Below are 11,592 nucleotides of genomic sequence, written 5' to 3'. Positions count from 1 at the left end.
GCCAACTACCCATCCTCCTTGTGGAGAAGCACTGTCGTCCCCAACGCCGAAGCGACCAAGACCGGAAGCCAAGCCGCGACGACAGGCGGGATGGTCCCGGCATTTGCAAACGCCTGGATCAGTTCGGATACGACATAAAGCACGAAGCCTGCCAGGATTCCACCCAGGATCGCCGTTAAAGACTGGCCAAAGCGAACAAATTTGAGCGACACCATTGCGGCTATCAGCGTCATCGCCGCCAAAAGCGCCGGTTGCGCCACCAAACGGTGGAACTGCATCTCGTAACTGGTGGCCGGAAGCCCGAAAGACTTGGCCGTTGCAATTTTCCCACTCAGCTCAAAAAACGGCACCGTCTCGGCGGAAGTGAGTGATTCGCCAACGAATTCCGCCTTGAGGTTGGTCGGCACCGTTGCCGTTTCGAGAAGTTCCACCGGCTCGGAGCGCCGGATTCGCTTCACGCCCGTCAGTTCCCAGACGCCGTCGCCCAACACCGCGTTGTCGGCCTCCAGCCGTTCCCGGATCCGCTGCTCCCCGTCAAACAGGAAGAAGGTCGCGTCCGACAGCTTGGTGCCGCCGTCGGAGGTGGCGCGCGCGCCGAGCACGGTGTCGCCATCCGCGGTCCTCTGCCTCAGCCAGGGCGGGGCCGAATTGGAATTCCGCGAGCCGAGATTGCGCTCGACGACGATGTCCTCGGCCTTTTGCAGCGCCTTGGCGGCGAGCGTGTTGAGCGCGGTGATGGAGAACGTGCCGATCAGCAGGTTGGCGAGGATCAGCGGCGCCAGGAACTGCCAGGCCGAGACGCCCGCAGCCCTGGTGACGACGAGCTCGTATTTGCGGTTGAGCTGCAACAGCGTGGCGATCGAGGCGATCAGCACCACGAAGGGGATCAGCGCCTGCAGCACCGTCGGCACCCTGAGCAGCGAGATCAAGAGGCCGATGGAGATCGTGTAGTCCGTCGCCATCGACATCCGCCGGCCGGATTCGTTGAAATCCACCAGGAAGATCAGGAACAGGATGGCCAGGCAGTAGCTTGTGAACGTCACAATGTACCGCCGGAAGAAATAGCGCGACAGGGTCTGGACAAGGAAGCTCATGCCGAGTTCCCGTCGCCGGCGACGCCGGGCCTGTTCTGCCGTCGCCGGATCTGCGCGGCGACGTAGTCGAACAGCCGGTCGTTGGTCCGCGCCCAGGCCTTGGGAATCGTCAGCGTCTTGCCGGTCAGCGCCAGGAAGCCGAAGACCGCGATCATCGCCACCGGAACCGCGTAGGTGAGGACCTCCATCAGCCCGCTGCCGCCGGCTTCGTCGGCGCTGTAGAAGCCGAAGCCGCGCGCGCCGATGGTGATCGCCGCCACGATCGCCCCGTTCTGGAACTGCTCGTGCCTGTTGGAGCGGGCCTTGCCGAGGAAGACGAAGCTGACCAGGCCGAAGGCCAGCGGGTAGAGCCAGGTCGAGAAGCGTTCGGTCAACACCTGCTTGATCACGTGGGGAGCGTTCTTGACGTAGTAGTCTTCGGGGTCGGGATTGAGCAGGTAGGCCGTGCTGTGCTCCTTGGGCCTGCGGACCGCGGCCTCGCCCGCCGGCACGAAGGCCGCCATGTCGAGCGCGTAGGAGGTGAAGGTGACCACCGAAATCTGGTCATTGGAAAGGCTGCGCTGCTGCAGTTCGCCGTCGACCAGAAAGAGAATGCGCTTGTCGCCGGCGCTGCGGATCACGCCGCTGCGGGCGTAATAGATGGTTTCATTGTCCTCGGCGCGGGAATCGGCAAGGAAAATGCCGCCCATCTCGCCGCCGGGCAGCTTCTCGTTGACCTGCACATAGAGCCCGTCTTCGAGCTGCATGAAGGTGCCCGAGCGGACCGCGACCGAAAACAGATCAGACTGCGCCTGGGACAGCACGTCGTACAGCTTGCGGTTCGACCACGGCTCGACGAAATGGCTCAGCAGAATCACCATGATCGAGCCGGCGACCGACAGCATCAGCACCGGCTTGAGCACCGTGATCGGCCTGACGCCGGCGGCCTCCACCACCACGAGCTCGCTGTCGGCGTTCATGCCCGACAGCACCTGGCTGACCCCGATCAGCACGGCGAAGGGCGCCACGATGGACAGCACCGAGGGAATGAGCGTGGCCGCAAGCGCCAGGAATGCGCCGAGCGCCTGTCCCGTGGTGGTCAGCACGTCGACGCGGATCAGCACCTGCGTGGTCATCACCAGCAGAGTGACCGATGTCAGCGACCAGAAGGTCAGCATGCTCATGCGGCGCAATATGTAACGTTCGATTTGCTTCATTGCGCCTTTCCGGGGCAACTGGCGGACCGCGCCGTGATTCGTCTGGCGCCTGTAGCTGCTGTCTGGACCATTTCCACCATGCACCAGCCTTACTAAACTGCAAATTGGATAATCTGTGGCAAACAAACACGGTTAACCGTTTCTTGCAGCGATGTCGCGCAAATGCAATATTGGCCGCGGTTTCCGGGGTTGCGGCGATTTGGCGAACCGGCGTGCCGGCTCCGCCTCGTCCCGTTTCCGGTCGGACGACCGGCAGCCTCGGCCTTCGTCCGCAGCCTTTGTCCGCACATGGGCGCTTGCCTTCCGCCGCGAAAACGAGAACATCGGCGGCAACGCAATTCATGCATTTTCACTGGAGTCGTCATGTCGATCAGCATTGAAATCAGTTTTTCCAAAACCGCAAAAGTCTCAGGAGGACTGGTTGTCGCCATGGGTTCGGTGTCCGAGCCGGTCTCGCAAGCCGTCAAGGCGGCGGATCCGGCGGGCCAGCTTGAAAAGGCGGTCAAGGTGTCCGAGTTCACCGGCAAGTCGTTTTCGACCATCGATGTCATCGCCCCGGTCGATGCGCCCGCCGACCGCATCGCGCTGGTCGGCACCGGCGAGCCGGACAAGCTCTCCGCGTACGAATGGATGCGGATCGGCGGCAAGATCTTCACGCTGATCGGCAAGGCCAGGAAGGTGACCGTGCTTCTGGGCGACGGCGGCGCGCCGTCGGCGGAGGCTGCCGCCGACATGGCGCTCGGGCTCTTGATGCGGTCCTATGCCTTCGACACCTACAAGACCAAGAAGCCCGAGGATGAGGAGCGCGACTCCCGCAAGGTGAGCGTTGTCTTCCAGCACGGCGATGCGGCCGACTGCAAGAAGGCCTTCGCCAGCCGCCAGGTGGTGGCCGAAGGCGTGGCGCTCGCCCGCACCCTGGTCAATGAGCCCGCCAATGTGCTGGGCCCGGTCGAGTTCGCCGCCCGCGCCAAGGACCTCGAAGCCCTGGGCGTCACGGTCGAGATCCTCACCGAGAAGGAGATGAAGAAGCTCAAGATGGAGGCGCTGCTGGGTGTCTCGCTCGGCTCGGCCCGGCCGCCGCGCCTGGCGGTGATGCGCTGGCAGGGCGGCAAGCCCAAGGACAAGCCGGTCGCCTTCGTTGGCAAGGGCGTGGTCTTCGACACCGGCGGCATCTCGATCAAGCCCGCGGCCGGCATGGAGGACATGAAGGGCGACATGGGCGGAGCGGCGGCCGTCACCGGCCTGATGCATGTGCTGGCCGGGCGCAAGGCCAAGGTCAACGCCATCGGCATCATCGGCCTGGTCGAGAACATGCCCGACGGCGCCGCCCAGCGTCCGGGCGACATTGTCCGCTCGATGTCGGGCCAGACCATCGAGATCATCAACACCGACGCCGAGGGGCGGCTGGTGCTGTGCGACGCGCTCACCTACTGCCAGGAACGGTTCAAGCCGGCGGTGATGATCAATCTGGCGACGCTCACGGGCGCGGTCATGGTGGCGCTCGGCCAGCATCACGCCGGCCTGTTCTCCAACGACGACGCTCTCTCGCAGGCGTTGACGAAGGCCGGGGAGGTGACCGAGGAGCGGGTCTGGCGCCTGCCGCTGAGCGCGGACTACGACAAGATGATCGATTCCAAATTCGCCGACATGAAGAACACCGGCGGCCGCTATGCCGGCTCGATCACTGCCGCCCAGTTCCTCAAGCGCTTCGTCAAGGACACGCCTTGGGCGCATCTGGACATTGCCGGCACCGCCATGGGCTCGCCCTCCACCGACGTCAACCAGTCCTGGGCGTCGGGCTTCGGCGTGCGGCTGCTCGACGAGCTGGTCCGCGCCAACTACGAGAGCTAGGCCCGGTGGCCGACGTCCTGTTCTATCACCTGACCGAATCCCGGCTCGAGGAGGCGCTGCCGCCGCTTCTGGAAAAAAGCCTCGATCGCGGCTGGCGCGTGTCCGTGCACATGGGCAGCGAGGAACGCTGCGCCGCGCTCGACAGCCACCTGTGGACCTACCGGGAGGACAGTTTCCTGCCGCATGGCCTGGAGCACGGGCCGCATGCCGCGCGCCAGCCGGTGCTGTTGACGCTCGCAGCCGAAGCGGCGAACGGCGCCAGCGTCCGCTTCGTTGCAGACGGCGCGGCGATTCCGGCGCTCGAGGGCGTCGAGCGGCTGGTGATGATGTTCGACGGCCACGACCAGCTTCAGCTCGAGGCCGCCCGCGCCCAGTGGAAGACGCTCAAGTCCGGCGGCCATTCGCTGACCTACTGGCAGCAGACCCCGGACCGGCGCTGGGAAAAGAAGGCCTGACGGGGCAGGCAGGCGGGCCGGTCGCCGTCCGCCATCAACGCAAAAGCCTTCCGGACCCGGGTCCGGAAGGCTTTTGTTTATTCCGCGGCGCCCGATCAGCTCAGGCAGGGCGTGCTGCCTGGCGCATCCGGGGGGATGCGCAGGGCATCAGAACTCTTCCCATTCCGATGTGTCGACGGCGGCGTTGCCGTGAAAGGCTGCCCGTTGCCGCGCCGGCGCCGCGCGCTGGGGCGCCGCGTGCGAATTCGCCGCCACGGCCCTTGGCGCGGAATGGCCGGTGCTGCCGTTGGTCTTGAAGCGCGAGAGCAGATGGAACAGCGAAGCCGCCTCCTGCGCCAGGCTGTGGCTGGCGGCGGTCGATTCCTCGACCATCGCGGCGTTCTGCTGGGTGCCCTGGTCCATGGTGTTGACTGCCATGTTGATCTCGTTGAGCCCGGTGGACTGTTCCCGCGATCCGGTGACGATGGCCTGGACATTGGCGTTGATCAGCTTGACCTGCTCGACAATGCTGACGAGCGCCTTGCCGGTCTCGCCGACCAGCGCCACGCCGGTCTTGACCTGCTCGCCGGAGGCGGTGATCAGGCCCTTGATCTCCTTGGCGGCCGTCGCGGTGCGCTGGGCGAGTTCGCGGACTTCCTGGGCGACAACCGCGAAGCCGCGGCCGGCCTCGCCGGCCCGCGCCGCTTCGACGCCGGCATTGAGCGCCAGCAGGTTGGTCTGGAAGGCGATGTCGTCGATGACGTTGATGATGTTGGTGATCGCCTTGGACGAGCTTTCGATCTCGGCCATGGCGACAACCGCCTTCTCGACCACGTGGCCCGAGTTTTCTGCATCCTTCTTGGTCTTGGCGACCAACTGGCCGGCTTCTTCCGCCCGCTCGCTGGAGGAGGCGACCGTCTTGGTGATCTCCTCGAGCGCGGCCGCGGTTTCCTCGACCGATGCGGCCTGGTTCTCCGTCCGCTTGGAGAGCGAATCGGCGGCGATGCGGATTTCCTCCGAACCGGACGAGATCGCCCTGGCATTCTCCGAGACCGACTGCATGGCCTCGCACAGGCCCTGGGTGGCCTGGTTGAAGTTGACCCGCAGCGGCTCCAGCGCCGGCTGGAAGGGCTCCGAAATCTGGTAGGTGAGGTCGCCGCCGGCAAGGCGGTCGAGCCCGTGCGACAGGGATTCCACGTTGCTCACGCGCTCGGTCACGTCGGTGGCGAACTTGACCACCTTGAACACCTTGCCGTCCGCATCGAAGATCGGGTTGTAGGAGGCCTGGATATAGACCTTGCGCCCGCCCTTGCCGATGCGCAGGAATTCGTCGGAAACGAACTCGCCCGATCCGAGCTTCTTCCAGAAGTCCGCATAGGCGGCGGTCTGGGTGTAGGCGGTTTCGCAGAACATGCGGTGGTGCTTGCCGCTCACTTCGGCGGCGCTGTAGCCGAGCGCTGAAAGGAAGTTCTCGTTGGCGGTGATGATGGTCCCGTCCACATGGAACTCGATGATGGCCTGGGAGCGGGAGATGGCGTCCAGCTTGCCGCTGTCCTCGGCGGCCTTGAGCTTCTGGGCGGTGACGTCGGTGGCGAACTTGATTACCTTGTAAGGCTTGCCGCCGCGCATGACCGGGTTGTACGTGGCCTCGATCCAGATTTCCTTGCCGCCCTTGCCGATGCGCTTGTACTGCGCCTTGTCGAATTCGCCGCGGCCCAGCTTCTTCCAGAATTCCGCGTAGGCGGGAGTGGCGGCTTCAGCCGGATCGACAAAGATGCGGTGATGCTTGCCTTTGATTTCCGAGAGCTCATACCCCAGCGTCTGACAGAAACTGTCATTGGCGGTCAGGATATTTCCGGACATGTCAAACTCGATGACGGCGAGGGATTTTTTCAAGGCAGTGAGAATATTCTTGTCATCGGATGATACGATGCTGTGGAAGCTCATTCTGTCGTCTCCAGTACTTCGTTTCAAATAGGCCGTATCGCTGGAGATGCTTCCTCCACAGCACGGGTATTGCGCCTGTCTCGTTTCGCCGCCAGTTGGCACAATCCGTTTCGACGTGAAACCAGAATCGCAAAAACCGGTGTCTGAATCGTTAACGAAACGCATATAAATACTGTGAGTTGTTGTATTTAATTTTTACGCGAAATGATTGGTGCTCCGGCTTTGAAGATGTTTTGACCGGAAATTGCATAAATCTGAGTTTCGTGCATGTATTGATGAAAATTTTCGCACTATTCTGGAAGAAAGAATTTCATTGAACGCGTGCTGGATAAGTCTTCCGCGCGATAGTGTTCGGAATTTGACGTCCCGGCGGTACAGGTCGCATCGACAGGTCAATCGAACTCTATATAAGTCCGACACTGCGGGGGTTCGTTACAACGGAATCAGCCGTGCGCCCGGCCGTTGGCGCCCGCATCGCGTGGCTTCGGCTCGAAAAGGCGGGGCGGGGCAATTCGAGGGCTTACGGCGCGCGCTGGCCGTCGAGGGCGGCGTGCGAGGGTGCGCCGGGCCGGATCGCGCGGGCATGGCTCCGCTCGATCTCGATCAGTTTCTGCTTGCGCCACAGCCCGCCGCCATAGCCGGTGAGCGATCCGTCGGCGCCCAGCACCCGGTGGCAGGGCACCAGCAGCGCGATCTGGTTGGCGCCGTTTGCGCGCGCCACCGCCCGGACCGCCGAAGGCCGTCCGACCTGGCGGGCAAGCGCGCTGTAGCTTCTTGTCTCGCCGGCCGGGATGTCGACCAGCGCGCGCCACACCGCCTTTGTGAAGTCGCTGCCATGGAACGCCAGGGGCACGCTGAAACGCGCGTCCCGCCCGGAGAAATAGGCCTCGAGCTCGGCCTCGAGCTGATCCATCGGACCGAGCCTGCCGATGCCGATCCTGCCCTTGAACACCTGGTGCATCCGCCGCAATTCCGCGGGCAGGGCCTTGCGGTCGGCGAATTCGAGAAGATGCAGATGCGTCCGGTCGCTGAGCGCGATCATCGCGCCGAGCGGCGTGTCGATGTAGTCCGCCTTGACGGCCGCGTCGGCGGCAAAACTCTTCGGCGGCTGTCCCATCAGCCGCGCGAAGGCAGCGCGGAAGGCGCCGGGCGAGGAGAATCCCGCATCGATCTGCGCCTCGATCACCTTGCCGCCGCCTGCCAGCGCCACATGGCCGTTGCGCAGCCGCTCGAGCCGCGCGATCTCGAGGAACGTCATGCCGAAATGCCGGTTGAAGGCGCGGCGCACGGTGGAGGGGTCGAGCCCCATCCGGACGATGTCGGGCTCGCTCCAGCGGTGCCCCTTGCGTTCGCTCAGCGCCGCGAGCAGCACCCTGATCGCCGGTTCGGCCTCGGCCGCGGGCGCCAGCGGGTGGCACCGCTTGCAGGCGCGGTAGCCGGCCTGGATGCATTCTCCCACCGTGGCGTAGAAGCTGCAGTTCTCGCGCTTGGGCTTGCGCGCCGGGCAGGTCAGCCGGCAGAAGATCCCGGTCGACGAGACGCAGACATAGGCGCGGCCGTCATAGAAGGGATCGCGCGCCAGAAGCGCTTCGTAGAGGGTGTCGGGGTCGGGCAGGTCAAACAGCATGGGACGATCCTATCGCCGCGACAGCCAGCCGTCAGCCTGATTTCGGGCGCCTATTCAAGATCGCGTCAATGCAGGTGGCGCTCGCCGGATTCTTTTTCTCAAGTCCGCGATTCATTTCGCCAAGACTGGCCAGCAACTTCCTGAAATCACAAGACCTTTACTGGTGGCGCAGGGCCTCGATCGGATCCATCCGGGCGGCGCGGAGCGCGGGAAAATAGCCGAACACGATCCCCACCATCGCCGAGAACAGGAAGGCCGCCAGGATCAGGCTCGGATTGGGAGCGAAGGGGATCGACAGCAGCCGCGACCCCAACAGGCCCAGCGCCAGGCCGAGCATGATGCCGATCAGCCCGCCGATCAGCGACAGCACGATGGATTCGACCAGGAACTGCAGCAGCACCTGGCCCTCGGTGGCGCCGACAGCGAGCCTGATGCCGATCTCGCGGGTGCGCTCGGTGACCGAGACCAGCATGATGTTCATGATGCCGATGCCGCCGACCAGCAGGCTCACGGCGGCGACCGCCGAGAGCAGGCCGGTGAGCACGCTGGTGATGCCGGTCAGCATCGACGAGATCTGCTTCATGTCGAAGACGTTGAAATCGTCTTCCTCGAAGGGGCCGATGCGCCGGCGCTCGCGCATCAGCCGTTCGATGTCGGCCTTGGCCTTGTCGGTGGAGATGCCGTTGCGGATCGAGGCAAAGATCATCGACACATCCTGGTTGCCGGCGATGCGGCGCTGGAAGGCGCGGATCGGGACCAGCACGATGTCGTCCTGGTCGGTGCCGAAGCTCGAGGCGCCCTTGGCTTCCAGCACGCCGATGACCCGGCAGGAGATCTGCTTGAGGCGGATGCTGGCGCCCAGCGGATCGCTGCCGCCGAACAGCTTTGTCTTCACCGTGTTGCCGAGGATGCAGGCCGAGGAGCCGGTCCTGAGCTCGCTTTCGTAAAAGGCCCGGCCGCTTTCGAGCGGCCAGTCGCGGGCGGTGAGGAAGCGCGTGTCGGTCCCCGTCACCGTGGTCGAATAGTTGACATTGCCGAAGATCACCGTCATCGCCCGGGAATTGCTGGGCGTGGCCACCATGACGCTGGGGATCTGCTCCTCGATGGCGTCGACATCCTTGAGCGTGAGGCTCGCCGCGGTGCCGCCCACGCCGGAGCCGGGGCCTTGCGACGGCTGGCCGGGGCGGATCATCAAGAGGTTGGTGCCGAGCGTGGAGACATCGGCCTCGACCTGGTCGGTCGAGCCCTGTCCCACGGTCACCATGGCGATCACCGCGGCCACGCCGATGACGATGCCCAGCACCGTGAGGAACGACCGGAACATGTTTCTCAGGATGGCCTGCAGCGCCAGCCGGATCGCTTCATAGAGCATCGGGCGCCGCCTTCTCCGCGCTCGCGTCGGACGCGATGCGGCCATCGAGGAAATGGATCAGCCGGTCGGCATATTCCGCCATGTCCGGCTCGTGCGTGACCATCAGGATGGTGATGCCGTCCTTGCGGTTGAGCTCGGTGAGCAGGTCCATGATCTCGTGGCTGCGGGCGGTGTCGAGGTTGCCGGTGGGCTCGTCGGCCAGGATCACGTCGGGATTGGTGACGATGGCGCGGGCGATCGCCACGCGCTGCTGCTGGCCGCCGGAAAGCTGGGAGGGGTCATGGTCCTCGCGGCCCTTGAGCCCCACCTTGGCGAGCGCCTCGAGCGCCAGCCGCCGGCGCTGGGTCCTTGCCATGCCCTGGTAGATCAGCGGCAGCTCGACATTGTCGAGCGCCGAGGTGCGGGCGAGCAGATTGTAGCCCTGGAACACGAAGCCCAGGAAATTGCGCCTGAGCAGCGCAAGCTGGTCGCGGGAAAGATGATCGACCTCGGCGCCGCCGAAGGAGTAAGTGCCGCCGCTGGGCTTGTCGAGGAATCCCAGGATGTTCATGGCGGTGGACTTGCCCGAGCCGCTGGGGCCCATGATGGCCACGAACTCGCCGCCGAGGATGTCGAGATCGATGCCGCGCAGGGCGCGCACCTCGGCGTCGCCGCTGCCGTAGATCTTGGTGATCTGCCTCAGGCTGATGAGCGGCGCGTCGCGCGACGCGGGCAGGGCGCCCGGCCCGGCAGCGGTCGCGGACGTGCTTTCCGCGGTCATTGCGCCGTCTGATCGGTGATCACCAGATCGCCCTCGGTGACGTCGCCTTCGATCGCCGTCTTCGATCCGTCGCTTTCGCCCGGCAGCACGGAGACGGCGACCGCCTGGCCGTTCTTCAGGAGCCAGATGTCGCGGTGGCCGTCGACGCTGACCTTGGGCGTGGGGGCCGCAGTCCGGGTCGGGGGACGGAAGATCATCCCGAGGAGCCCGCTGCCGCCGCTGTTCTCCGCCGTCGCCGGCGGCGAGAACCTGAGCGCCGCGTTCGAGACCGCCAGCGTGTCCTTGACCTCGGCCACCTTGATGTCCGCGGTCGCGGTCATGCCGGGCCGCAGCAGCATGTCGGAATTGTCGATCGACAGGATCGCCTCGTAGGTGACAACCCCGTCGACGGTCTTGGGCGCGTAGCGGAGCTGCGAAATGACGGCGGGAAAGCTGCGGCCCTGATAGGCCTCCACTGTGAACATCGCGTCGTTGCCGACCTTGACCTTGCCGATGTCGGCCTCGTCGATGTCGACCCTGAGCTCCATCTTGGTGAGATCGGCGGCGAGCGTGAACAGCACCGGCGCCTGCAGCGAGGAGGCGACGATCTGTCCGACCTCGACATTGCGGTCGAGCACGACCCCCTCGATCGAGGAACAGATGCAGGCCTTGGCGAGGTTGGCCTCGTTGATCTTCAGGTTCGCCTCCGACACGCGGATGTCGGCCTCCGCGCTCTTGACCGCGGCCTTGGCGCGGTCATGGGCGGCCTTGGCCTTGAGCAGGCCTTCGAGCGTGGTGACCTTCTTCTGTTCGAGCATGACCGCGCGGTCGTAATTGTCCTTGGTCTCGTCGAGCGTTGCGGTGGCTTCGGCCAGCCGTGCTTGTGACGCGGCGAGCGAGGCCCGGCTGAGCTCGACATTCGCCTCGAGCTTGTCGGTGTCGAGCCGCGCCAGGATCTGGCCCTTGGTGACGGTGTCGTTGAAATCGGCCTCCACCGAGCGGACCGTGCCCGAGAGTTCGCTCGAGATCTCGACCTGGTCAGTGGGCTCCACCGTTCCGGTCGCGGTCACCTGGACGACGATGTCGGTCTGGCCCACGCTTTCCGTGACATAGACGGGCAGGCTCTGCCGCGAGGCCGACGCCCGCCAGCTCCAGATCCCGCCGGCGGCCACGAGCAGGACCGCAATCCAGATGAGCCATTTGCGCAGGGACGAGCCCTTTTCCGCGGTTTTGACAATGGATTCGATATCGGTCTTGGAAGGAGGCATGGGAACATCCAATCGGTTGGGTCTCGCTAGCACGAGGACCGGACCGGGTGATTGACATGCATCA

At 64.8% G+C, this 11,592-nt stretch carries 9 protein-coding genes; 2 read left to right on the top strand and 7 right to left on the bottom strand.

The window, feature by feature from the left end:
* Nucleotides 1-5 precede the first annotated feature (5 nt).
* Both lptG and LL06_RS11890 read right to left on the bottom strand, forming a co-directional pair.
* Nucleotides 6-1,094, bottom strand: coding sequence for an LPS export ABC transporter permease LptG (lptG, locus tag LL06_RS11895; protein ID WP_035526667.1), 1,089 nt, complete (start codon nucleotides 1,092-1,094; stop codon nucleotides 6-8).
* A complete protein-coding gene (locus LL06_RS11890) occupies nucleotides 1,091-2,290 on the bottom strand; it encodes an LptF/LptG family permease (protein ID WP_052161461.1) in 1,200 nt (399 codons plus the stop codon). Before LL06_RS11890 ends, lptG begins: the two co-directional genes overlap by 4 nt.
* Nucleotides 2,291-2,653: 363 nt before the next feature.
* Here LL06_RS11890 and LL06_RS11885 point away from each other — a divergent pair, with 363 nt between their 5' ends.
* Nucleotides 2,654-4,141 carry a leucyl aminopeptidase gene (locus tag LL06_RS11885; RefSeq protein ID WP_035526664.1) on the top strand — a complete coding sequence of 496 codons (1,488 nt, stop codon included), beginning with the start codon at nucleotides 2,654-2,656 and terminating at the stop codon, nucleotides 4,139-4,141.
* 5 nt (nucleotides 4,142-4,146) lie between these two features.
* Entirely contained in the window at nucleotides 4,147-4,596 is a 450-nt protein-coding gene (locus LL06_RS11880) for a DNA polymerase III subunit chi (RefSeq protein ID WP_035526662.1), read from the top strand.
* 147 nt (nucleotides 4,597-4,743) lie between these two features.
* Here the strand turns inward: LL06_RS11880 and LL06_RS11875 are convergent, their stop codons facing one another.
* The 5 genes from LL06_RS11875 to LL06_RS11855 form a co-directional block, all read right to left on the bottom strand.
* Entirely contained in the window at nucleotides 4,744-6,522 is a 1,779-nt protein-coding gene (locus tag LL06_RS11875; RefSeq protein WP_035526659.1) for a PAS domain-containing methyl-accepting chemotaxis protein, read from the bottom strand.
* A gap of 520 nt (nucleotides 6,523-7,042) precedes the next feature.
* Complete coding sequence (locus LL06_RS11870; RefSeq protein WP_052161460.1) at nucleotides 7,043-8,149, bottom strand: trifunctional transcriptional activator/DNA repair protein Ada/methylated-DNA--[protein]-cysteine S-methyltransferase; 1,107 nt, start codon at nucleotides 8,147-8,149, stop codon at nucleotides 7,043-7,045.
* 157 nt (nucleotides 8,150-8,306) lie between these two features.
* Nucleotides 8,307-9,521, bottom strand: a complete 1,215-nt coding sequence (locus LL06_RS11865; protein WP_035526656.1) for an ABC transporter permease — start codon at nucleotides 9,519-9,521, stop codon at nucleotides 8,307-8,309.
* Complete coding sequence (locus LL06_RS11860) at nucleotides 9,511-10,281, bottom strand: ABC transporter ATP-binding protein (protein WP_081963931.1); 771 nt, start codon at nucleotides 10,279-10,281, stop codon at nucleotides 9,511-9,513. The genes LL06_RS11865 and LL06_RS11860 overlap by 11 nt, the downstream gene beginning before the upstream one ends.
* Complete coding sequence (locus LL06_RS11855; protein WP_035526653.1) at nucleotides 10,278-11,528, bottom strand: efflux RND transporter periplasmic adaptor subunit; 1,251 nt, start codon at nucleotides 11,526-11,528, stop codon at nucleotides 10,278-10,280. The genes LL06_RS11860 and LL06_RS11855 overlap by 4 nt, the downstream gene beginning before the upstream one ends.
* Nucleotides 11,529-11,592 lie beyond the last annotated feature (64 nt).

It is taken from the genome of Hoeflea sp. BAL378 (assembly GCF_000759435.1).
Lineage (GTDB): Bacteria > Pseudomonadota > Alphaproteobacteria > Rhizobiales > Rhizobiaceae > Hoeflea.
The sequence above is the reverse complement of the archived record's forward strand: the minus strand, read 5'-3'. Positions and strand labels throughout refer to the sequence as shown.